The organism is Kitasatospora sp. NPDC048298, from assembly GCF_043201465.1.
GTDB lineage: Bacteria > Actinomycetota > Actinomycetes > Streptomycetales > Streptomycetaceae > Kitasatospora.
The window spans coordinates 15,532-39,406 of record NZ_JBICYZ010000047.1 but is presented as its reverse complement, the minus strand read 5'-3'; the positions used below and the strand labels follow the sequence as shown (position 1 = coordinate 39,406).

Here is a 23,875-nt window from a genome sequence, read left to right as displayed (position 1 = left end):
CCACCCCGGGCGGCCCGGCCGGGCCGCCCGACTCCCGAGCCCGCTCAGTTCCCGAGCCGGCCCGCCTCCCCCTCGGGCACGACGACCTCGCGCTTGAGGATCTTCCCGGTCGGCCCCTTGGGCAGGGCGTCCACCGTCCAGACCAGCCGCGGGTACTTGTACGGGGCCACCCGCTCCCGGACGAAGCCGCGGATCTCCTCCGGGGTCGCCGACGCGCCCTCGCGCAGGACCACGGCGGCGGCCACCTCCTGGCCGTGGGTGGGGTGGGGGACGCCGACCACCGTGGCCTCTGCGACCGCCGGGTGCTCGTACAGCACGTCCTCCACCTCCCTCGGGTAGACGTTGAAGCCGCCGCGGATGATGACGTCCTTGCGGCGGTCGACGATCCGGAAGTCGCCGCGCTCGTCGCGGGTGCCGAGGTCCCCGGTGTGCAGCCAGCCGTCCCGGACGGTCCGCGCGGTGGTGTCCGGCCGGCGCCAGTAGCCCTTCATCACGTTGTGGCCGCTGATCACCACCTCGCCGACCGTACCGTCCGGCACCTCCTCGCCGGACTCGTCGACGATCCGCATCCGCACCCCCTCGATCGGGATGCCGACGGTGCCCGCGATCCGCTCCCGGTCGCTGCGGTTGGCGCAGGCCAGCGGCGAGGACTCGGACAGCCCGTAGCCCTCCAACACCACGCAGTCGAAGTCGGTCTCGAAGCCGCGCAGCACCTCCGGCGGCATCGACGCGCCGCCGCCCAGGCACACCCGCAGGGAGGAGACGTCGTACCCGGCGCGCTGCGGATGGGCCAGCATCAGGGTGTACATGGTCGGGACGCCGAGGAAGACGCTCACCCGGTCGCGCTGGATCACCGAGAGCGCGCCCAGCGGGTCGAAGCGCGGCACCAGGGTCAGGCAGGCGCCGACGGACACCGCGCAGTTGAGGCCGAGCACCTGGCCGAAGGAGTGGAACAGCGGCAGCCCGCCGAAGATCACGTCCCCCTCGACCAGGCCCAGGACCTGGACGCCCGCCCGGATGTTGCACACGATGTTGCGGTGGGTCAGCTCGGCACCCTTGGGGGCGCCGGTGGTGCCGGAGGTGTAGAGGATGACCGCGGTGTCCTCTCCCCCGCGTCCCCCGTTCTCCGGCGGGCCGGCCGGCTGCCGCGCGAGCGCTGCGGCGAGGTCGGCCGGCTCGACGGGGACCAGCCGGGTGCGGGTGCGCCGCGCACCCTCGACCGCCTGTTCGGCGCCCGCGTGCCAGGCGAGCAGCAGTGCGGCCTCGGCGTCGGCGAGGCAGTGCTCGATCTCCCGGGCCTTCAGCAGCGGGTTCATCGGGACGACCACCGCTCCGGCGCGCAGGATGCCGTAGTACAGCACCGCGAACTCCGGGACGTTGGGCAGCAGTACGGCGACCCGGTCGCCGGGCGCGACGCCGAGCGCGGTCAGCCAGTGCGCGGCCCGGGCGCTGCGCGCGTCCAGCTCGGCGTAGCCCAGCACCTCCTCGCCGAGCCGCAGGACGGGGTGCTCCGGACAGCGGGCGGCGGTCGCGGTGAGCAGGTCGGGAGAGCCGTGCGGCAGGTCGGAGCTTCGGTCGGACGGGGCGGGGACGGCGGACATGCGGACGCTCCTCGGGGCGGCGGGGCTCGGTCTGATCCTCATACGGTCGGGCGGACGCCGCCGGGCGACGCGGCGGTACCGCCGGCGCCCGCGGCGTCTTCGGCGCCGGCCGTCTCACCCGCACCCGCGGCCTCTCCGGCGGCGGCGAGCATCCACGGGGCGATCCGCTCCAGCAGCCCGCGGTTGTGCCGGATCCAGCGGAAGTGGTCCAGCGGGCGCCCGTCCGCCCGCTCGGAGGTGTAGCTCCAGCGCTCCACCCGGGCCGAGCGCAGCTTGGCGCACAGGTGGTCGACGGCCCGCGGCGGGGCGAGCTCGTCGCCCTCGACGTCCACCGCCAGCACCGGCAGGTCGACCCGGGCCAGCGCCCGTTCGTAGTCGGTGACGGCGCCGCGCGCCCGGTAGCGGCCGGTGCGCATCTGCCGCGCCCAGTCCCGCATCAGCCGGGCCGACTCGCGGCCGCCGAAGCCGAAGCGCTCGCCCGGCCAGTGGCCGACCGCCGCCGAGGCGACGATCGAGAACTGGCTCAGCGCCAACCGGCGCAGGCCCGCCCGTACGCCGAAGGTCCGGTACCAGGCCGATCCGCCGGCCACCAGCACCACGCCGGCCAGCCGGGGCCGGAAGACACCGCAGTGCACCAGGCCCAGCTGCCCGCCCAGGCTGTGGCCGAGCAGCAGGCGCGGCGCGCCGGGGAACGCGGCGGCCACCGCGTCGAGCACCGCCCCGAAGTCGTGCTCGACCAGCTCGCGGAAGCCGAAGGCGACCCCGCGCCGCGGCACCGGGCGGCTCTCGCCGTGGCCGCGCAGGTCGCAGGTGGCCACGCTCAGGCCGGCCGCGTGCAGCGCGCGGACCAGCGGGGCGTAGTGCCGGGCGGCCGTCCCCATCGCCGGCAGGACGGTCACCACCGGGGCGGCCGGCTCCGGCCGGGCCAGCGCCCGGACGGTGATCCTGGCCCCGTCGGGCGCGGTGATCTCGGCGATCACCGGGAACCGGGGCGTCCTCACGTCCGCACCTCCCGCTCGGCGCCGGCGCCCGGCCGCCAGCCGATCACCCCGGCGCCCCAGGTGATGCCCGCCCCGAACGCGGCGAGGCCGAGCAGCCGGGGGCCGTCCAGCAGGCCCTCCTCGCGGGCGTGGGTCAGGCCCAGCGGGATCGAGGCCGCCGAGGTGTTGGCGACCCGGTGGACGTTCAGGTACAGCCGCTCCGGGGGCAGCCCCACCTCCTTGCCGACCGCCCGCACGATCCGGGCGTTGGCCTGGTGGGCGACGAACAGGTCGAGGTCATCGCAGGTCAGGCCACGCCGGTCGAGCACCTCCCGGGTGGCGGCGGACATCTTCTCCACCGCGTGGTCGAACACCTCCCGACCGTCCATCCGCAGCTTGCGGTCGTCCCGGTCGGCGTAGAGCAGCGGGATCTGCTCGCCGTCGCTGCCGAGCGAGAAGCACGGGTCGGGCGCGCCGGGCACGTCGGCGACCACGGCGGCGCCGGCGCCGTCGGCCAGCAGCACCGCGGTGCCGCGATCCTCGTGGTCGGTGATCCGGGTCAGCGCGTCGGCGCCGCAGACCAGCACCGCCTCGGCCCGGCCGGTCTCGATCAGCGCGGCGGCGTGGTCCAGGCCGTAGACGAACCCGGCGCAGGCCGCGTGCAGGTCGAAGGCGGTGGCCCGTGGCATGCCGAGCCGGGCGGCGACCTCCACCGACACGCCGGGGGTGACCCGGTCCGGGGTGATGGTGGCGACCACCACGTGCCGGATGCCGGCGGCGCTGCGCCCGGCGTGCCGCAGTGCCCGCTCGGCGGCGGCCACCGCGAGGTCGGCGAGCCGGCCGTCCGGCGCGAGGAAGCGGCGCTCCTCGATGCCGGTCCGTTTGACGATCCACTCCGGGGAGGCGCCGATCCGCTCGAAGTACGCGTTGGGCACGACCCGTTCGGGCAGGGCGGCGCCCACGCCGACGATGGCGGGCGTCATGCCGCGCCTCCTTCGGCGAAGGCCGGGCCGGTGCCCATCCGGACGGCGTGCATCCCGCCGTCGGCGTGCAGGATCTCCCCGCTGACGGTGGCGGCGAGGTCGGAGAGCAGGAACAGCACGGGGCCGACCACCACGGCCGGGTCGGTGCGGTCCCAGCCGAGCGGGGCCTCGGCCTGCCAGCGGTCGGCGATCCGGTCGAAGGTGCTGATCGCCTGCCCGGCGACGGTCTCCACCGGGCCGGCGGCCACCAGGTTGACCCGGATGCCGGACGGGCCGAGGTACATCGCCAGGTAGCGGCAGACCGCGCCGAGGGCCGCCTTGCCCACGCCCATCCAGTCGTAGCCGGCCCAGGCGCCGCTGGCGTCGAAGTCCAGCCCGACGACGCTGCCGCGCCGCCCGTCCGCGCCGAGCAGCGGGGCCAGGGCGGTGGCCAGCGAGTGCAGAGAGACGGCCGCGGTGCGCAGCGCGAGGCCGGCTGCCTCCGGCGGGGTGGTGAGGAAGTTGCCGCTCAGCGCCGTCTGCTGGGCGGCGGCGACCGCGTGCAGCACGCCGTCGACCCCGCCCCAGCGCCGTTCCAGTTCCTCGGCCAGCCGGGCGAAGTCCTCGGGCCGGGTGACGTCCAGCTCCAGCACCTCGGTGGGGCGGGGCAGGACGCCCGCGGCCTTCTCGGTGATCCGCCGGGCCCGGCCGAAGCCGGTGAGCAGGACCTCGGCGCCGGCTTCCTGGAGCGCCCTGGCGGTGTGCCAGGCGATGGAGTCCTGGTTGAGGACGCCGGTGATCAGATAGCGGCGTCCGGGGAAGCCGAGCATCACTCCTGGCCTTTCGTCGTACCGGTCGTACCCGTTGCACCGGTTGCACTGGTCGCACCGGCCCTCCCGGCCGGGGCCGGTGCCTCGGCCGCCGCCAGCACCAGGGCCGCGTTGTGCCCGCCGAACCCGAAGGAGGTGGAGAGCCCGACCCGGCGGCCGCCGGGCAGGGTGGGGGCGGCGAGCGGGGTGGCGCGGCGGATCAGGTTCAGCGGGCCGAGCCGCTCGTCCGGCTCGCGCAGCCCGGCGGTGGGCGGGGCGGTGGCGTGGCGCAGCGCCTGCAGGGTGGCGATGGCCTCCACCGCGCCGGCCGCGCCGAAGAGGTGGCCGGTGCCGGCTTTGGTGGAGGACAGCGGGACCTCCTCCACCACCGGTCCGAGGGCCAGCCGCAGCGCCTCGCACTCCGCGCGGTCGTTGAGGACGGTCCCGGTGCCGTGCGCGTTGAGGTAGCCGAGCTGCCCGGGGGTGACGCCGGCCGCGTCGAGGGCCAGGGTGACGGCCCGGGCCGCGGGTTCGCCGGTCGGGTCCGGGGCGGTGAGGTGGTGGGCGTCGCAGGTGGCGCCGTAGCCGAGCACCTCGCCGAGCACGGTGGCGCCCCGCGCGGCGGCGCCGGCCGCGGTCTCCAGGACCAGGATTCCGGCGCCCTCGCCGATCAGCAGGCCGTCCCGGTCGCGGTCGAAGGGCACCGACCGGCCGCTCTCGGACAGCGCGCCGGCGGTCCGGAAGGCGGCCCGCACCAGTTCGGAGGTGGAGGCCTCGGCGCCGCCGACCACCACCGCGTCGGCGGCGCCCGCGGCGAGCAGCAGCAGGGCGGTGCCGATCGCCTGGGTCGCACTGCTGCAGGCGGAGGCCAGGCAGAGCGCCTCGCCGCGGAAGCCGTGCTGCCGGGCGATCTGCGAGGCCGCGGCGTTGGCCATCATGGCGGGCACCATGAGCGGGGAGACGAACTCCCCGCCCTGCTGCCGGTGCACCTCGGCCTGGCGCTCGAAGCTGGCCGTTCCGCCGAGCGCGCAGCCCACCACGCAGGCGATCCGCTCGGCGGGGTAGGGCAGCGGGCCGTCCGTCCAGCCCGCCTGGGCCAGGGCCTCGGCGGCGGCGACGAGCGCGAGCTGGGTGAAGCGGTCGGTGCGGCGGATCTCCTGGCGCGACAGGTGGTCGGCGGGCCGGAAGTCCCGGCAGAGCCCGAGCCCGTCGGCGAGTCCGCTCTCCCCGGCCACCGCCCGCCGGTGGAGTTCCTCGGCGCCCACGCCCAGCGGGGTCACCGCGCCCAGGCCCGTGACGACGGCCCGGGGCCTCACTCCAGCCCGGCCTTCCGGCAGCACAGGGCGAGCACCTCGCCGACGGTGTACAGCCGGTCGAAGTCCTTGGGCTTCACCGGGATGTCCAGCTGCTTGCGGATGGACTGGCTGAGTTCGACCAGGTCGAGCGAGTCGATCTCCAGCTCGTCCAGGGCGGCGTCGTCGACGATGCCCTCGCGGTCGACGCCGAGGTCGACCAGGGCGTCGACGACGAAGGTCTCGATGGCGGTGCGGTCCAGTGTGTCGGGCATGGCTCTCCTCGTCCGCGCGGGGCGGCGGTGGCGGTGCGGGGGACGTACGGGGCGGGTGGCTGTGGGGGCTCAGGCCTTGGTGGCGTGGTACGGGGCCCAGTGCCACTGCCGCCAGTAGCTCTCGGCGATGTCCAGCCACTGCTCCAGCCGGGCCGCGTCGTCCAGGAAGCGGTTGGCGCTGACCACCAGCCAGCTGTAGACGGCCTGGCTGTCCCGGCAGCCGCCGCAGTCGCCGGAGGTGCAGCAGAACTGGAGCGACTCGTAGTCGGCGCCCCAGACGTTGAAGCCGGGGATGACCGGGTTGCCGTTGGCGACGCGGTCCTCGTGCTCGGGGGCGTCGACGCTGAGGCTGGGGCACACGTCGTAGCCGAACCTGCCGCCCCAGTGCGTCCGGCCGGTCACCAGGGTCCGGATGAAGTACGGGTGGCTCACCACCGCCTGCGAGTACAGCTCCTTGACCCGCAGGGCCTCGTCCAGCACCCGCCGCTCGTCGGCGATCCTCAGCGGGGTCTCGGTGCCGTGCTCGCTGTAGAAGTTGAAGGTGACGATGTTGCCGTTCTCGGCGATCTTCCGCACGGTGGGCTCGATGTGCTCGACCCCGGCCTCGGAGAGCGCGTAGATGAACAGCACCCGCTGGTCGTCGCGGTAGTGCGAGAGCGCGGTGTCGAAGAGGCCGGTGAACTTCGAGCCGTTGACCCGGATCGCGCGCAGGTCGTCGTCGAGCGGGCCGCCGCCGAAGATGCTGACCGCGATGGCGATCTTCTCGAAGCCCTGTCTGGGCATCGGGCGCAGGCCGTTGGTGGAGATGGTGACGTACGGCAGCTGTTCGACGAAGGCCTCGATCCGGCGCGGGACGAGGGTGGGTTCGCCGCCGATCAGGGTGGCCTGGTTGACGCCGTCGTCCGCGAGCTTCCGGGCGAAGGCCCGGATGCGGTCCAGGTCGGACAGTTCCCTGACGGCCGTGTCGAAGCCGCCCTCGAAGTACCAGCAGCCCTTGCAGCGGATGTTGCAGGTGTTGGTGAGGTGGACCTCGCAGGAGCGGACCTCGCGGCCCAGTCGGCGCAGCCGGTGCAGGCGCTCGGCCAGGTCGGGCCGGTCGGCGATGAGTTCGGCGGTGCGCGCCTTGGCCTCGCGTCGGCTCAGCGGGCGCTGTTCGATGGTGACGGGTGTTGCCATGGGCAGTGGGCTCCTCGGGAGTCGCGGGATCGGCGTGGGGTCGGTTCCTGCTACTCCGGGAGGCGCAGACCCAGGTTCTTGATCCGCGGGGTGACCTTCTCCCGCCACAGGTCGCAGGCCTCGCCGTTGGTGGTCTGGCGCAGGCCGAAGCGGACGGCCAGCTTGGCCCGTTCGGAGCGCGGGCTGCCGAAGATCCGGACGAAGGTCGGCCACAGCCGGTCCAGGGCCTGCTGGAGCTGTTCGCGACCGTCGTCGGTGGCGGCGAGGTTGCGGCACACCCGGGCGCCGTGGGCGATGTGCACCTTCTCGTCGAGGATGACGGTGCGCACCGCGTCCGCCCAGGGCCGGTAGCTGCTCTGCGCGAACTCGGAGATCATCACCATCGCCGTCTCCTCCCCGATGTAGGAGAAGATCCCGCGTTCGGCCCAGGTGGTGCAGTTGTGGAACTCCTGGGCGCGGAACAGGTTCCGCTCGGCCAGGGTCTGCGTCTCCATGTAGCTGGTGTCCACGCCGACCTCGGCGAGGACCCGCTTGCCGATCTTGTAGTGGTCGTACTCCTCGGCGGCGCGCTCGGCGCAGACCTGCCGCTCCTCCGCGTCCGGGGCCAGCGGCAGGAAGACCTGCACGTAGTCGTCGCCGCCGGAGAGTTCCCCTTCGGTGTTGACCACCATGCCGCGGATCGCGATCTCGCGGTACTCCTCCGGCATCGCCAGGAACTCGTCGGGCGTACGGACCACCACCGCCTCGTCGTCCGGAATGGAAATCCCCATGGTGCGACACCCCGTTTCTGAAGCAGGACACGGATGCGGGTGGGCAGCCGGGGGCCCGCTTCCGCCGAGGCCCTCGATGACGACCGCAAGGAAAGAGACGCCGCCCCCCAGCGGCCGGCGGAGCTCCACACCGGCTCCGCTGAACTTGCTCGGAGCGTAGGTGCTGCATTTTGGGCCGAACAAGGTCCCTCACGAATCATGCCGAGCGGATCCGGCCATCCGGGGCCTCCGGAGCGGCTGGTTCCGGCCACGGCGACACCGGCATGACATGCGCAATTACCCTTCCCTTAACGGATCTTGGCGGATGACCACGGCGAACGAAGCTGGCCGGAAGCAGGCCTGGAGCGCCCCGGGCGCACCCCCGGACCGACGGTTACGCTGACCTCCATGACCACCGACGCGAACACGGCGGTCGCCACCGTCGACGTCCTTCTGGGCCCCGGCCGGCTCAATGCCCTGATCGCCGACCAGTTCCCCGACTACGCCGCCTGCCGGGTGACCGAGGTGGACGGCCGCACCCTGACCATGGCGGTGGACGGCGACCGGCTGCGCGTCCGCCCGGGCGGCACCGTCTCGGGCCCGGAGCAGGCCGGGCTCTGCGACCTGGCCGCGTTCCTGCTGATCAACGCCCGGCTCGGGCCCACCCTGATGGCACTGACCAGCTCGCTGCAGATCAGCTTCCTCAACCGGCCGAGGCCCGGGGCGCTGCGCGTGCGCGCCAGGACGGCCAAGTTCGGGCGGCGGCTGTGCGTGGTGCTGGCCGAGCTGCTGGACGCCGACGACGTCCTGGTGGCCAGCGCCACGCTGACCTACGCGATCCCGCCGGCCCGGCCCGAGACGACCTGACGGCACTCCCCCTTTTCGGCCCCGTCCGCACTGCCGTCGCCCCGACCCCGACGGCGGGACGAATCCGACATCGCAAATACGGGGTGGGGTATATTGGAGCGGTGGCCCCGCCCCTGGGGGCCGGGAGAACGGAGAACGACATGTGCCGACGAGTCGCCTGCCGCAGCTGCGGGAAGCCGACCTTCGCCGGGTGCGGGATGCACGTGGAGCAGGTCCTCGCCGGGGTGCCCAGGTCCGCCCGCTGCGACTGCGCCGAGCAGGGCCGCGCGGGCAAGGGCTGGCTGGGTAGGCTCTTCGGACGCCGCTGACCCGCACCCCCTTCCCGTCCGTACGCCAACAACCGGCCAGGATGGCGCGAAAGATGACAGTAAGTCGGCCGAGTCCACGATCTTTTGGACATGGAATGATCAAAGTATTGATCTAACGCCCGTTCACCTCTAAGTTGCGGTGCAATGTCACACTGAACCGCCATATATGGCGTGCCCGGGGGGACTACCGTGCCGGACACCGCAGTCGAAGCACCACACCAGCCCGCGAGCAAGTTGCCCCGGGTCTTCTACCGGCTGGCCGCAGGCGACGCCCTCTCCACGTACGGGAGCCAGCTCGACCTGGTCGCGCTGAGCCTGTTCGCCTACGAGGCCGCCGGGAACGCGCTCGGCACCGCCGGGTACCTGGTCCTACGGCTGGTCGGCGGCCTCGGCGGCGGACTGGTCGCCGGGCGGCTGGTCGCCCGACTGGACCGCCGCCGGCTGATGACGGGCTGCGCCGCGGCCCAGGCGCTGGCCCTGGTCGTGGTCGCCCTCGCCCCGGCCTCGGCGCGCATTCCCGTGCTCTACCCGCTCGCCCTGATCCTCGGCGGCGCGGCCGCGGTCTGCGCCGTCTCGCTGCGCACCAGCATCCCCGAGATGGTCGGCGCCGACCGCCGCGCCCGTGCCAACAGCCTGATGGCGAGCTGCCGTTCGACCGCGATGGTGCTCGGCTTCGCCTCCGCCGGCGTGGTGGTGGCCTGGGCCGGGTTCCGCGCCGCGCTGCTCATCGACGCGGCCAGCTTCGTCCTGTTCGGCGCGCTGGTGCTGCGGCTGCCGCTGCCCACCCGCGCCGCACCGGCGGACGCGCCCGCGGCCGCAACGGAGCAGCCCGCGGCGGAGGCGGAGCGACCCGCGCCGACGGCCAAGGAGCGCCGGCGCCGCTGGCAGGCACTGATCGTCCTGCGGGCCACCCCGGTGGTGGGCGCCATGGCGGGCATCCGGCTGCTGGACGCCTTCGGCTCGGCCGCCCACAACATCAGCCTGCCGGTGTTCGCCAACCAGTCCTCCCCCGGCAACCCGGCCGCACTGCTCGGCACCTTCTGGGCCACCTGGGCGATCGGCAACCTCGCCGCCCAGCAGCTGGTCTCCCGGTTCATGCTGCGGCGCGGCATCGAGCCCGGCGAGCGCGGCTTCGCGCTGGGCACCTGCCTGATGTCCGCCTGCTTCATCCTCGTCTTCACCGACCTGCCGACCCCGCTGTTCCTGGTGGTCGCGATCGGCGCCGGCCTCGGCGACGGCTTCACCGAGATCTCCTACACCACCCGGATCCAGGCGCTCGCCGACGAGCGGCGCGGGGAGGCCTTCGGCATCCTCGCCTCCGCCGAGAACGTCGGCATGGGCACCGGGATGCTGCTGAGCGGCTCGCTGCTGGCGCTGCTCAGCCCGCTGACCGTGGTCGGCGTCTCCCACGCCGTCCCGATCGTGCTGGCGCTCGGCTTCCTGGTGCTGGTCTCCCGCACCCGCCGCCGCTGAGCGCACCTCGCCAGCACGCTTCCGCACCACTTCACCCCCGCACCGCCGCTGCTCCGCACCCCGGCGCCCCCCGCGCCGTCCGCGCCACCCGTCTCCGCTCCCCTCCCTGCCCCGGGGCGGCCCACACCCGCGCCCCGGCACCGATCCGAAAGGTGCCGAACCTCATGAGCCCCACCGGTCCCGACCACGGCCGGCTGCGCGCCCTCGAAGCCAGACTGCTGCTGCACCCCGAGATCGCCGACTGCGCGTTGCTGCCCGTCGAGCACGAGAGCGGCCGCCCTGGCCTGCTCGCCTACCTGGTACCCGCCGTCGACGGCGATCCCGAGGCCCTGCGCCGCCGGGCCGCCGCGGCGCTGCTGGACGCCGACCCGAGCGCCGACGTGCACGTCCTGGACGGCATCGTCCGCACCGCCGAGGGCGAACCCGACGCCGCCGCGCTGGCCGCGGCGCTCCGCCGGGAACCCGCCGCCCCCGGCCCTGCGCTGCGCCACCTGCGCGAACTCACCGACCGCTGGCGCCCGTTCGGCGAGGCGACGGCCTCGCCCGTCGCGGGCGCCGCCCCGGCGGAGCCGACGGAGCCGGCGGCCGCAGCCGAGGACCCCGGCACGGAGGCCGTCGGCACCCCACTGCCCGTCCCCGCGCCGGACGCGCCCCGGACCCTGCCCGAGGCGCTGCTGCGCGCCGCCGAGCTGCACCCCGACCGCGGGCTGCACCTGGTCCGGGCGGGTGGCGAGGCGACCAGGCTCACCTACCGTCAACTCCTGGCCCGGGCCCGCGAGATCCTCGCCGCGCTGACCGCCGCCGGGCTGCGCACCGGGGACCGGGCGATCCTCCAGGTCCCGGAACCGGAGTTCTACTTCCCCGCCCTGTGGGCCTGCCTGCTCGGCGGGGTGCAGCCGGTGACGGTCGCCCGCCCGCCGGACTACCACGAGCGCAACCCTGTCCTGGAGAAGCTCTGGCACGCCTGGCAGACCCTGGAGGAGCCGCCGGTCCTCGCCTGCGGACCGGCGGTGGCCGGCCTGGAGCGGCTCGGGGAGCTGTACCCGGCGCCGGGACTGCGGGTGATCGCCGTCGACCGGCCCGCCGACCAGCCCGCCGACGGCGACCCGCAGACCTCCCCCACCCACGCCCCCGACCCCGGCGACATCGCGTTCCTCCAGCTCTCCTCCGGCAGCACCGGGCGCTCCAAGGCCGTGCAGGTCACCCACCGCGGCATCCTGGAGTACGTGGCGGGGTCCGTCGCCACCGGCACCGACCCGGCCGACACCACGGTCAACTGGCTGCCCCTGGACCACGTCGCCGGGCTGCTGATGTTCCACCTGCGCGACGTCGTGCTGGCCGCCGACCAGGTGCAGATCCCCACCGAACTCGTGCTCGCCGACCCGCTGGTCTGGCTGGACGCGCTGGAGCGCTACCGGGCCGCGCACTCCTGGTCGCCCAACTTCGGCTACCGGCTGGTCGCCGAGGCCGTCCGGGCCGCCGGTCCTGACCGCCACTGGGACCTGTCCGCGGTCAAGTCGCTGATCAACGCCGGGGAGCAGTGCACCGAGGCGGTGCTGGACGAGTTCCTGGCCGCCACCGCCCCGTTCGGCATCCGCCCGGAGCACCTGCTGCTGGCCTGGGGCATGGCCGAGACCTGTACGGCGATCACCTACAAGCGCTACCACGAGGACGGCGCCCGCCGACTGGTGCGCACCGACTCGCTGACCGGCCGGCTGGAGCCCGCCGACCCGGACTCGGCGGAGCGCGGCACCGCCTTCCTCAGCATGGGACGGCCCGCGACCGGCGCCCGGATCCGGGTGGCCGACGACGCCGGACGGACGCTGCCCGAGCTGCGGGTCGGACGGCTCCAGGTGCACTCCGGCCGGGTGACGCCGGGCTATCTGAACAACCCGTCCGCCAACCGGGAGGCCTTCGTCGGCGACGGCTGGTTCGACACCGGGGACCTGGCCTTCCTGGTCGACGGCGAGGTGGTGCTCACCGGCCGTCGCAAGGAGATCATCATCGTCAACGGCGTGCACTACTTCTGCCACGAGCTGGAGGACGTGGTGGCCTCCGTGGCGGGGGTGCGCTCCGGGCACGTCGCGGCCTTCGGGGTGCCGGACGAGCGCACCGGCACCGAGCAGCTGGTGATCGCCTACGTCCCGAGCGACCCGGACGCCGCCGCGCCGCCCGTCGCCGCCGAGGTGCGGCAGGTGCTGGCGGCCCGCCGGCAACCGGCGCCCGCCCTGGTGCTCCCCGTCCCGGCGGCCGAGTTCCCGCGCACCACCAGCGGCAAGATCCAGCGCACCGCGCTGCGCGGCCGCCTGCTGGACGGCGAACTCGACGACCACATCGTGGCGTTGGACCTGGCCGAGGCCAACTCCCGGACACTGCCGGACTGTGTACGGCAACTCGGCTGGGAGGCCCGCCCGGCGGCGGAGGCCTCGGTCGAACCGGTGGCCGAGGAAGCAACGGCCGAGGAAACGATCCTGCTGCTCGGCCCGTCCGGTCCCGGCACCCTCACCGAGGCCCTGGCTGCCGCCCTGCCGAACGCCCGGGTGGTGGACCACCCGCCGACCGCCGACCCCGAGGAGTGGCTGCGGGCCCTCGGCGACGGGACGGCCGACCGGCTGGTCTACCTGTGGAGCGCGACCGGCGACGACGGCCCGGCCCGCCCGGACGAGGCACTGCTCGCCCTGCTGCGGGCGCTCCCGGGCCGGGCTCCGGTCCGCGAGCTGGTCTCCGTCAGCGCCGGACTGCACGCCGTCCTCCCTGGCGAACTCCCCAGCCCGCGGGCCGCGTTGACGGCCGCGCTGACCGCCGGGGCACGGGCCGAGCAGCTGGTACCCGCCGCCCGGCACCTCGACCTGCCCGGCGACGCGCCGGCCACGGACCAGGCCGCCGCGCTGCTCGCCCTGCTGGCCGACCCCCGGCAGGAGCCCGAGGCCGCCTGGCGCGCGGGCCGCCCGTGGGTCCCCCGACTGGGACCGGTCGAGGCCGCCACCCCCGGCGAGGCGGGCTGCTCGCTGCTCACCCCCGGCGCCCACTACCTGGTCACCGGCGGCCTCGGCGGGATCGCCGCCGAGCTGCTGCCCGGGCTGCTGCGCGAGTACGGCTCCCGGCTGCTGATCGTCGGCCGGAGCGACCTGGACGCCCCGACCGCCGAGGCGGCCGAACGCCGGGCCGCGCTGCGCCGACTGGCCGCCCAGGGCGGTCAGGTCACCTACCGTCAGGCCGATGTGACGGACAGTCGGCAGCTGGCGGAGGTGATCGCCGAGGCCGAGCGCGAGTGGCAGGCGCCGCTGGACGGCGTGCTCCACCTGGCCGGCGGCTACCGCCTCGCGCTGCTCGCCGACACCGACACCGAGGGCTGGCGGGAGGCCCTGCGGACCAAGACCGAGGGCACCGACCACCTCGTCGAGCTGGTCCGGCAGCGGCCCGGGGCGCAGTTCGTCGCCTTCTCCTCGATGATCGGCCTCCAGGAGGCGGTCGGCTCCACCGGGTACGCCGCGGCCAACCGCTACCTGGAGAGCACCGTCGAGCGGCTGCGCCGGGAGACCGGCACCCCGGCCTGGACGATCTCCTGGGGCCTGTGGAGCGGGATCGGCATGAACCGCGACACGGAGAACGAGCAGGCCGCCGCCGGACGGGGCATCGCCGTGCTCAGCGCCGCGCACGGCCGCCGGCTCGCCGCGCTGCTGCTGGCCGGCGCCCCGGGCCACCGGTACGCCGGCCCGGACCCGAGCTCCCCCGCCGCCCGGCGCCGGCTGCTCGCCACCGCGCCCCGCCCGGTCACCGCCGCCGCGCCGGCCGCGCCCACCGCGCCCGCACCGTCCGCGCCGTCCGCCGCGGCCCCGGGAACCCCGCCCGCCGTACGGCCCGTCCCCGAGCGGGCCGCGCCGTCGGGGCTGCGCCGACTGGTCCTGGACGCCTTCGAGTCGGTCCTCGACACCCCGCTGGACCCGGGCCGCCCGCTCGCCGAACTCGGCATCGGCTCCCTGCAGTTGATGCGGGTGCACGGCACGCTGAGCGCCGCGCTGCCCACGCCCCCGGCGCCCACCGAGCTGTTCCGCCACCCCACCGTGGACGCGCTGATCGCCCACCTGGCCGCCGAACCGGCCGCGCCCACCGCCCCGCTCGCCTCCCCCGGCACCGACCCCGCCGCCGGCCCCGGCGACGACCGCCGGGTGGCGATCGTCGGCCTGGCCCTGCGCCTGCCGGGCGCCGACACCCCCGAGCAGTACTGGCGGAACATCGTCGAGGGCGTCCGGAGCACCACCCGCTTCACCGAGGAGGAACTGGCGGCCGCCGGGCTGCGCCCGGAGGAGTACCGCCACCCCGACTTCGTCCCGGTCACCGGCGCGCTCACCGACATCGACCGGTTCGACGCCGAGGCCTTCGGCATCAGCGGCGCCGAGGCCGCGTTGATGGACCCCCAGCAGCGCCTGCTGCTGGAGATCTGCCGGCAGGCCCTGGAGGACGGCGGCTACGACGCGCCGGACCCGGAGCGCCGGGTCGGGGTCTTCGCCGGCACCGGGATGACCCTGTACGCGCTGCGCACCTACTACCAGCACGCCCTGGCCATCACCGCCGACCCGGCCGAGCCGGTCGCCGCCCTGCAGACCGCGATCGGCAACCAGGCGGACTTCGCCGCCACCCGGGTCGCCTACCGGCTGGGCCTGACCGGTCCGGCGATCGGCGTGCAGACGGCCTGCTCCACCTCACTGGTCGCGGTCCACCTGGCGGTGCAGTCGCTGCTGGCGGGCGACTGCGAGCTGGCGCTGGCCGGGGCCGCCGCCCTGCACATCCCGCAGGCCACCGGCTACCGCTACGAGGAGGGGTCGATCCTCTCCCCCGACGGCGCCTGCCGGGCCTTCGACGCCGAGGCGGGCGGCACGGTCGGCGGCAACGGCGTCGCCGCCGTCCTGCTCAAGCGCCTCGACCGGGCGCTGGCCGACGGCGACACCATCCACGGGGTGATCCTCGGCTCGGCCGTCAACAACGACGGCGGCCGGAAGGTCGGCTACACCGCGCCCAGCGTGGACGGGCAGGCCGCGGTGGTCGGCCGGGCACTGGACCTCGCGGGCGTACCAGCCGACAGCATCGGCTACATCGAGGCCCACGGCACCGGCACCCCGCTCGGCGACCCGATCGAGTTCCGGGCGCTGGCCCAGGCGTTCCGCGCCCGAACGGAGGCCGCCGACTTCTGCTCGCTCGGCTCGGTCAAGCCCAACATCGGCCACCTGGACACCTGCGCCGGCCTGGCGGGCCTGATCAAGGCCCTGCTGGTGCTGCGGCACGGCACCATCCCGCCGCTGGTGAACTTCACCAGCCCCAACCCCGCGCTGGAACTGGCCGGCAGCCCGTTCCGGCTCGCCGCCGAGCGCCGGAACTGGCCCGACGGCCCCACCCCGCGCCGGGCCGGGGTCAGCGCGCTGGGCGTCGGCGGCACCAACGCCCACCTGGTGCTGGAGCAGGCCCCGGCCGCCGCGACGGTGCCCGCACCGCGGCCGGCCCCGACCGTGCTGCCGCTGTCGGCCCGCACCGCCCAGGGCCTGACCGAGCTGGCCGGGCTGCTCCGCGAACGGCTGGACGCCGAACCCGCCCTCGCCCCCGGCGACCTGCCGCTCACCCTCGGCGCCGGCCGCCGCGCGCTGCGCCACCGGCTGGCCGTCACCGGGCCCGACCCGGCGGCCCTGCGCAAGGCCCTGGACGCCTTCCTGGCGGGCCGGCCCACCGCCGGCGCGGCCCACCGCGAGACCGGCCGCGGCGAGATCCGGCCGGTGCTGCTCTTCACCGGCCAGGGCGCCCAGTACCGGGGCATGGCCGCCGAGCTGTACCACGCCTTCCCGGTCTTCCGCGCCGTCCTGGACGAGTGCGACCGGCTGCACCACGCGAACTGGGACGAGCCGCTGCTGCCGCTGCTGCTCGACCCCGCACCTCAGGATGCCGAGGACAGCTGGACCACCGAGGCCGCGCAGCCCGCGCTGTTCGCCCTCCAGGCGGCCTACCTGCGGCTCTGGCAGGAGCTCGGGGTCCGTCCGGCGGCGGTCGCCGGGCACAGCGCCGGGGAGTACGCGGCCTTCCACGCGGCCGGCGCGCTCGACCTGGCCGACGGGATGTTCCTGACCGCGCTGCGCGGCCGGCTGATGCACCGGCTGAGCGAGCCGGGCGCCATGACGGTGGTCTCGGCGGGCCTGGACCGGCTGTCCGGGCTCGACGACTGGCTGCCGGGCGTGGACCTGGCCGTGGTCAACGGCAGCGGCCAGTGCGTGCTGGCCGGCCCGCCGCGCGAGATCGCCGCCGCCGAGGCCGTGCTGGCCGCCGACGGGGTGACCACCGAGCGGCTCGCCACCGACCGGGCGTTCCACTCCCGCCTGCTCGACCCGGTGCTCGACCCGTTCCGCGACCAGCTGGCCCGGCTGCGCCTGCGGCCGCTGGCCGTACCGCTGGTCAGCAACCTCGGCGGCGAGGTGCTGGAGCCCGGAACCGTCCCGACGCCCGAGTACTTCCTGCGGCAGACCCGGGAGACCGCCCGGTTCGACCAGGTGCTCGCCGCCCTGGACGGGCAGGGCCACGAGCTGTACCTGGAGATCGGCCCGCACCCGACGCTGACCGGCATGGGCCGCCGGGAGCTTCCGCAGCGCCACTTCGTCGCCGGCGGCCGGCGCGGCGCCTCGCCGGAGCAGCAGTTCGACGCCGCCGCGGCCGCGCTCTGGTCGCACGGCGTCCCGCTCGACTGGGCCCGCTTCGCCGCCGCCCGGGACTGGCCGGACGGACCGGCCCGCCGCGTCCCGCTGCCCACCACCGTCTACCAACGCCGCCGCCACTGGTTCACCGCCCCTGCCCGGCCGACCACCGAGGACCCCGCCATGCGCCAGGACCCACCCCAGCAGACCGCGCCGGCCGAAGAACCGGCCGCCGCACCGGCCCTGACACCGGCCGCCGCACCCGCCTCGGCACCGACGCCGAGCCCCGAGGAGCTCGCCGAGCAGGCCGTGCTGCGGCAGGTCGTCGAGCAGACGGCCCGCCAGCTCGGCTACGACGAGGCCTCGGTCGGCGCGGACGAGCCCTTCTTCGACCTCGGCGCCGACTCGCTCTCGATGATCAACATGATCCGGGACCTGGAACGCGCGTTCCGGGTGCGGGTGTCGATGCGCGAGCTGTTCGAGGCGGCCGACACCCCGGCCCGGCTGGCCGGGCTGATCGCCTCCCGGCTGGAGCCGGCGGTGCTGGCCACGCTGCTGCCGGCCGCCGAACCGGAGCCCGTGGCGGCCCCCGAGGCCGCGCCCGCGCCTGTCACGCCTGTCACGACTCCGGCTGCCGTGCCGACGGCTCCGGTTGTCCAGGCCACCCCGGCCGCCCCGGTTGTCCAAACCGTCCCGGCGCCCGTCCAGGCCCCGGCGCCCCAGCCCGTCCTCGCCGCGCCCGCCGCACCCGCCGCCGCACCCGCCGTCGCCGCGCCGGCCGCCGCCGCGCTGCCCCCGGTGACCGACAGCACCGGCCTGATCGAGCGCCAGCTCGCGCTGCTCGGCCAGTTCTCCGACCTGATGCGCGACCAGCTCGGCCTGCTGGCCGGCGGCACCGCCGCACCGGCAGTCCTCCCCCCGGCGCCCACGCCCGCCGCCCTGCCCCCGGCCGCCGCACCCGCGGTCGCCCCCGCCCCCGTCCCCGAAGCCCCCGCGGTCGAAGCCCCCGCCGCCGAGGCGCCCGCCGCCCCGCAGGTGCACGGCCCCCGGGTGACGGTCTCCCGCGAGTCCGGCATGGCCTCCGGCGGCCTGACCGACCAGCAGCGCGCCCACGTGGACGAGCTGGTCGCCCGCTTCACCGCCCGCACCACCGCCTCCAAGGCGATCACCCGCCGCCACCGCCGCACCCTGGCGGACAGCCGCGCCGTGGTCGGCTTCCGCTCCGGCACCAAGGAGATGCTCTACCCGCTCGCCGCCCGCAGCGCCCGGGGCTCCCGGCTGGAGGACGTCGACGGCAATCCGTACGTCGACATCACCATGGGCTTCGGCGTCCTGCTCTTCGGCCACGACCCGGAGTTCGTCTCCGAGGCCGTCCGTGAGCACCTGGCCTCCGGTCTGCGGCTGGGCCCGCGCGGTCCGGAGACCGGCGAGGCCGCCGAGCTGCTGGCCGAGCTGACCGGCACCGAGCGGGTCGCCTTCGCCAACTCCGGTACGGAGGCGAACGCCGGGGCGATCCGGCTGGCCCGCGCGCACACCGGCCGGGACAAGATCGTCATGTTCGAGGGTTCGTACCACGGCCACTTCGACCACACCCTGGGCCGGACGCTGGGCCACGGCGCCGACCGGGAGACCGTCCCGGTGTCCATCGGCATCCCGGGCAGCGCCGTCGCCGACCTGCTGGTGCTGCGGTACGGCGACCCGGAGAGCCTCAAGGTCATCGAGGAGCACGGCGACCGGATCGCCGCCGTCCTGGTCGAGCCGGTGCAGAGCCGCCACCCCGGACGCCAGCCCGTCGACTTCGTCCGCTCGCTGCGTGAACTGACCACCCGGCTCGGCATCGTGCTGGTCTTCGACCAGATGCTCACCGGTTTCCGGCCCCACCTGCGCGGCGCCGAGGGCTTCTGGGGCGTCACCCCGGACGTCTCCACCTACGGCAAGGTGCTGGGCGGCGGCTACCCGATCGGCGCGATCGCCGGGCGGGCCGACATCCTGGACGGGATCGACGGCGGGCACTGGGACTACGGCGACGACAGCTACCCGCCCAAGGACACCACCTTCTTCGGCGGCACCTACATCCAGCACCCGCTGGCGATGACCGCCGCGGGCGCGGTGCTGCGCCACCTCAAGGCGGCCGGCCCCGGCCTCCAGGAACGGCTGAACGCCCGCACCGACGAACTGGCCGCCACGCTGAACGGCTTCTTCGAGGAGGAGGAGTTCCCGCTGCGGCTGGCCCACTTCGGCTCGCTCTTCCGCTTCGAGCCCCGGGCCGACATGGAGCTGCTCTTCCCGCAGCTGCTGACCCGCGGGGTCTACGTGTGGGAGTGGCGCAACTTCTTCCTCTCCACCGCCCACACCGACGGCGACGTGGAGTTCGTGATCGACGCGGTCCGCGAGTCGCTGCGCGACCTGCGGCGCGGCGGCTTCTTCCCGGCCTCGCCCGGCGTCCGCCTGCCCGCCCCGCGGCCGGCCGCCGAACTCCCCGTCCCCACCGGGACCGTGCGCACCCAGGCCGAGCCGATCCCGTACCAGCCGGTCAGCGACCCGCAGCGACCGGTGGACTTCAGCCTCTACTTCTTCGGCGACTACCCGCTGGACTCCCCCGAGGACGAGAAGTACCGCATCGTCCTGGAGAGCGCCCGCTTCGCCGACCGCAACGACTTCCACTCCGTCTGGCTGCCGGAGCGCCACTTCCACTCCTTCGGCGGCATCTTCCCCAACCCCTCGGTGCTGGCCGCCGCCCTGGCCCGGGAGACCAGCCGGATCCGGCTGAACGCGGGCTGCGCCGTGCTGCCGCTGCACCACCCGGTGCGGGTCGCCGAGGAGTGGTCGGTGGTCGACAACCTGTCCGGCGGCCGGGTCGGCCTGGGCTGCGCCAGCGGCTGGCACCCCAACGACTTCCTGTTCTTCCCGGAGAACTACGGCAGCCACAAGGAGCTGATGCACCGGCAGATCGACACCGTCCGGGCGCTGTGGCGCGGTGAGCCGTACCGGGGCCGCAACGGCAACGGCGAGCCGATCGAGGTGACCCTCCACCCGCGCCCGCTGCAGGACCTGCCGCCCATGTTCACCGCGATCGTCGGCAACCCGGACAGCTTCCGCGAGGCGGCCCGGCACGACCTCGGCGTCATCACCAACCTGATGACCCAGGACGTCGCCCAGCTGGCCGAGAACATCGCGATCTACCGGCGCACCCGGGCCGAGCACGGCCTCGACCCGGAGGCCGGCCGGGTGGTCGTGCTGGTCCACACCTACCTGGGCACCGACCTGGCCACCGCGCGCGAGCAGGCCTACCGGCCGTTCTGCAACTACCTGCGCTCCTCGCTGTCGCTGTTCGGGCAGATGGCCAACAGCCTGGGCCTGACGCTGGACTTCAAGAACGCCCGCGAGGACGACCTGGAGTTCGTGCTGGAGCGCGCGTACGAGCGCTACTGCGCCTCCCGCGCGCTGATCGGCACCCCGGAGAGCGTCCAGGGGGTGCTCTCCGAGCTGCGGGCGGCCGGCGCGGACGAGATCGCCGCCTTCGTGGACTTCGGGCTCTCCCCCGAGCTGGTCGCGGCCGGACTGCCGCAGCTCGACGTCCTGCGCCGGGACACCCAGCGCGGCGCACCGCTGTCCTACGCCCAGCAGCGGATGTGGTTCCTGCACCGGATGCTGCCCGACGGCGGACAGTACAACGAGGTCAAGGCGATCGAGCTGGACGGCCCGCTCGACCCGCAGGCGCTGGACACCGCACTGCGCGGGCTGGTCGAACGCCACGTCGCGCTGCGCACCGTCTTCCGGGAGCAGGACGGCGAACCGTTCCAGGAGGTGCTGGCGCCGCCCACCGGCCCGGTGCTGCAGCGGGTCACGGCCGACGCGGCCTCACCGGACGCCGTCGCCGACCTGGTCACCGCCGAGGGCGCGCACCGCTTCGACCTGGCCGAGGGCCCGCTGTTCCGGGCCCTGCTGCTGGAGCGGGACGCCGACCGGCACGTCCTGGTGCTGTCGATGCACCACATCGTGATCGACACCCTGTCCACCGTGGTGATCACCCGCGAGCTGGGCGAGCTCTACCTGGCCGCCCGGGAGGACCGGGCCGCCCGCCTGCCGGTGCTCGCCACCGGCCCGGCCGCCGAGGCCGCCCGGGAGCGGGCCCGGGTGGCCGCCGGCGAGTACGACGAGAGCCTCGCCTACTGGCGCAAGGTGTTCGGCGGCGGCGACCTGCCGGTACTGGCCCTGCCCACCGACCGGCCGCGCCCCGCGGTGCCGGACGGCCGCGGCCGCTCCTTCGTCCACCACCTGCCCGCCGAACTCTCCGACGGCCTGCGGGAGTTGGCCCGATCCAGGCGCTCCACCCTGTTCATGGTGCTGCTGACCGGCTTCGCCGCCGTGCTGCAGCGCTACGCCGGCCAGGACGAGATCGTGCTGGGCACCCCGGTGGCCAACCGGACCGACGGCACCGAGGACCTGGTCGGGTTCTTCGTCAACACCCTGGCGCTGCGCCTGGACCTGTCCGGCGAGCCGGCCTTCGCCGAGGCGCTCGGCCGGGTCCGCTCCACCGCGCTGGACGCCTACGAGCACCAGCAGCTGCCCTTCGAGGTGCTGGTGCAGGACCTGAACCCGGAGCGCGACACCAGCCGCAACCCGCTGTTCCAGGTCATGGTCGAGTTCGAGAACCACATGGTCTTCGAGCTGGACCTGCCCGGGGTGACGGCCCGCCCGCTCGACCACGTGGCGGACCGCGCCGCCTTCGACCTGACGCTCTTCCTGACCAGCCTGCCCGACGGCATCCGCTGCCACGTCGAGTACGCCGAGACCCTCTTCGACCGGGCCACCGTCGACCGGCTGCTCGGCGCCTTCGAGCGGCTGCTGACCGCCGCCGTCGCCGACCCCGAGCGCCCGCTCGTCGAACTCACCGCCGTGCCCGCGGCCGAGGCCGACACCGACCTGGAGTGCGGCCCCGCGGCCGCCCAGGACCCCGAGCACCCGCTGGCCACCGTCGCCGCGACCGCGGCCGGCCGGCCCGAGCAGACCGCCGTGGTCTCCCCCGACGGCACCGGGACGGACTACCGGACGCTGCTGGCCCGGGCGGACGACCTGGCCGGCCGGCTGCTGGCGGCCGGCGTCCGCGAGGGCAGCCGGGTGGGCGTCCTGCTCCCCCGCTCGGTGGACCTGGTGGCCGGGCTGCTGGCCATCCTGCGCCTGGGCGCCGTCCACGTCCCCGTCGACGTGCTGCAGGGCCCCGAGCGCTGCCGGCTGATCGTCGAGGACAGCGCGCCCGCCGTCCTGCTCACCACCTCGGACGCGGCTGCGGCGGAGCTCGGCCTGACCGTGCCGACGGTGCTCACGGGCGCCGCCCCGGCCGAGGCCGCCGTCGAGCTGCCCCCGCTGCCCGTCCCCTCGGCGCAGGCGCCCGCGTACCTGCTGTACACCTCCGGGTCCACCGGCCGCCCCAAGGGCGTGCTGATGCACTCCCTCGCCCTGGCCCACTTCGTGGCCTGGAACGTCGCCGACCACCCGGCGGCCCGCACCCTCCAGTACGCCTCCTGCGGGTTCGACGTCAGCGTCCAGGAGATCCTGACCACGCTGGCCGGCGGCGGCACCCTGCTGCTGATCGAGGAGGAGACCCGCTACGACGTGACGGCGCTGGCCGCCGTCGTCCGGGCCACCCGGGCCGAGCGGATCCACCTGCCGTACACGCCGCTGGCCGCCCTGACCGACGCGCTCGGCGAGGAGCCGGTGCCGCACCTGCGGGAGCTGATCTCGGGCGGCGAGCAGGTGCTGCTCACCCCCGCGCTGCGGGCCTTCCTGCGCCGCAACCCCGACTGCCGGCTGATCAACCACTACGGCCCGACCGAGACCCACGCGCTGACGGCCGGTGAGATCGACCGGGACGGCGGGGAGTACGCGCCGATCGGCCGCCCCACCCCGGGCAGCCGGATCGTGCTGCGGGACGCCGCCGGACGCCGGGTGCCGCCCGGTGCGGTCGGCGAGATCCACGCCCTCGGCGTCCAGGTCGGCATCGGCTACGTCGGCCGCGACGAGGAGAGCGCCGCCGTCTTCACCGACACCCCCGACGGCCGCGGCTACCGCACCGGCGACCTCGGCCGGTGGCGGCCGGACGGCCGGCTGGAGTTCCTCGGCCGGGCCGACCGCCAGGTCAAGGTGCGCGGCTATCGGGTCGAGCCGGGTGAGATCGAGACCGTACTGCTCGGCCTGCCCGGCGTGCACGCCGCCGCCGTGACGGCGCGTCGCACCGCGGCGGGCACCGTCCTGGCCGGCTACGTCGGCTGCCCGGACGCCGAACTTCCCCGGGTCGCCGACCAGTTGGCCGACCTGCTGCCCGACTACATGGTGCCCGGGCTCTGGGCCACCGTCGACTCCCTGCCGTTCAACACGAACGGCAAGCTGGACACCGCCGCCCTGCCGGAGCCGCGCCCGCTCGGCGCCGACGAGCCGGAGGCCGCGCCGGTCACCGATCTGGAGCGCACCGTGCAACGGCTCTGGGAGGAGGAACTCGGCCGCCCCGCCGGGGTGGAGACCTCCTTCTTCGACCTGGGCGGGCACTCACTGGCCGCCACCCGGCTGCTGAACCGGGTCCGCGAGGCGACCGGGCTGCGGATCGGCGTGCTGGACTTCTTCCGCCGCCCGACCGTCCGCGCGATGGCCGCCCACCAGCCGGCCGCCGAGCAGCACCAGGCCCCGGCCTACGAGGAGGGCACGCTGTGAGCGC

General features: G+C 75.1%; 12 protein-coding genes. 4 read left to right on the top strand and 8 right to left on the bottom strand.

Going from position 1 to position 23,875, the window contains the following annotated elements; genetic code table 11:
* Nucleotides 1-44: 44 nt before the first annotated feature.
* The 8 genes from ACGF0D_RS29365 to ACGF0D_RS29330 all read right to left on the bottom strand — a co-directional run bounded on the left by ACGF0D_RS29365 (nucleotide 45) and on the right by ACGF0D_RS29330 (nucleotide 7,865).
* Nucleotides 45-1,601, bottom strand: a complete 1,557-nt coding sequence (locus tag ACGF0D_RS29365; RefSeq protein ID WP_392921312.1) for a long-chain fatty acid--CoA ligase — start codon at nucleotides 1,599-1,601, stop codon at nucleotides 45-47.
* Between the two features lie 38 nt (nucleotides 1,602-1,639).
* Nucleotides 1,640-2,602 (bottom strand): alpha/beta fold hydrolase, encoded by a 963-nt coding sequence (locus ACGF0D_RS29360; protein WP_392921310.1) that lies wholly within the window; start codon nucleotides 2,600-2,602, stop codon nucleotides 1,640-1,642.
* Nucleotides 2,599-3,564 carry a beta-ketoacyl-ACP synthase 3 gene (locus ACGF0D_RS29355; RefSeq protein ID WP_392921307.1) on the bottom strand — a complete coding sequence of 322 codons (966 nt, stop codon included), beginning with the start codon at nucleotides 3,562-3,564 and terminating at the stop codon, nucleotides 2,599-2,601. The genes ACGF0D_RS29360 and ACGF0D_RS29355 overlap by 4 nt, the downstream gene beginning before the upstream one ends.
* Complete coding sequence (fabI, locus tag ACGF0D_RS29350) at nucleotides 3,561-4,373, bottom strand: enoyl-ACP reductase FabI (RefSeq protein ID WP_392877186.1); 813 nt, start codon at nucleotides 4,371-4,373, stop codon at nucleotides 3,561-3,563. Before fabI ends, ACGF0D_RS29355 begins: the two co-directional genes overlap by 4 nt.
* Nucleotides 4,373-5,668 (bottom strand): beta-ketoacyl-[acyl-carrier-protein] synthase family protein, encoded by a 1,296-nt coding sequence (locus ACGF0D_RS29345; RefSeq protein ID WP_392921305.1) that lies wholly within the window; start codon nucleotides 5,666-5,668, stop codon nucleotides 4,373-4,375. Before ACGF0D_RS29345 ends, fabI begins: the two co-directional genes overlap by 1 nt.
* Nucleotides 5,665-5,919: an acyl carrier protein gene (locus tag ACGF0D_RS29340; RefSeq protein ID WP_392877190.1), complete on the bottom strand. Its 255-nt coding sequence runs from the start codon at nucleotides 5,917-5,919 to the stop codon at nucleotides 5,665-5,667. The genes ACGF0D_RS29345 and ACGF0D_RS29340 overlap by 4 nt, the downstream gene beginning before the upstream one ends.
* Before the next feature lie 69 nt (nucleotides 5,920-5,988).
* Nucleotides 5,989-7,095, bottom strand: coding sequence for a radical SAM protein (locus tag ACGF0D_RS29335; RefSeq protein WP_392921302.1), 1,107 nt, complete (start codon nucleotides 7,093-7,095; stop codon nucleotides 5,989-5,991).
* A 50-nt stretch (nucleotides 7,096-7,145) separates the two neighbouring features.
* Nucleotides 7,146-7,865 carry a Phenylacetic acid catabolic protein gene (locus tag ACGF0D_RS29330; protein ID WP_392921299.1) on the bottom strand — a complete coding sequence of 240 codons (720 nt, stop codon included), beginning with the start codon at nucleotides 7,863-7,865 and terminating at the stop codon, nucleotides 7,146-7,148.
* 387 nt (nucleotides 7,866-8,252) lie between these two features.
* On the opposite strand from ACGF0D_RS29330, the gene ACGF0D_RS29325 reads away from it, so the two are divergent.
* The 4 genes from ACGF0D_RS29325 to ACGF0D_RS29310 all read left to right on the top strand — a co-directional run bounded on the left by ACGF0D_RS29325 (nucleotide 8,253) and on the right by ACGF0D_RS29310 (nucleotide 23,871).
* On the top strand, nucleotides 8,253-8,711 hold the full coding sequence (locus tag ACGF0D_RS29325; protein WP_392921297.1) for a PaaI family thioesterase: 459 nt from the start codon (nucleotides 8,253-8,255) through the stop codon (nucleotides 8,709-8,711).
* Nucleotides 8,712-8,851: 140 nt separating this feature from the next.
* Complete coding sequence (locus ACGF0D_RS29320) at nucleotides 8,852-9,019, top strand: hypothetical protein (RefSeq protein WP_392877198.1); 168 nt, start codon at nucleotides 8,852-8,854, stop codon at nucleotides 9,017-9,019.
* A gap of 189 nt (nucleotides 9,020-9,208) precedes the next feature.
* Entirely contained in the window at nucleotides 9,209-10,492 is a 1,284-nt protein-coding gene (locus tag ACGF0D_RS29315; RefSeq protein WP_392877200.1) for an MFS transporter, read from the top strand.
* A 164-nt stretch (nucleotides 10,493-10,656) separates the two neighbouring features.
* Nucleotides 10,657-23,871: a MupA/Atu3671 family FMN-dependent luciferase-like monooxygenase gene (locus ACGF0D_RS29310; RefSeq protein WP_392921295.1), complete on the top strand. Its 13,215-nt coding sequence runs from the start codon at nucleotides 10,657-10,659 to the stop codon at nucleotides 23,869-23,871.
* Nucleotides 23,872-23,875 lie beyond the last annotated feature (4 nt).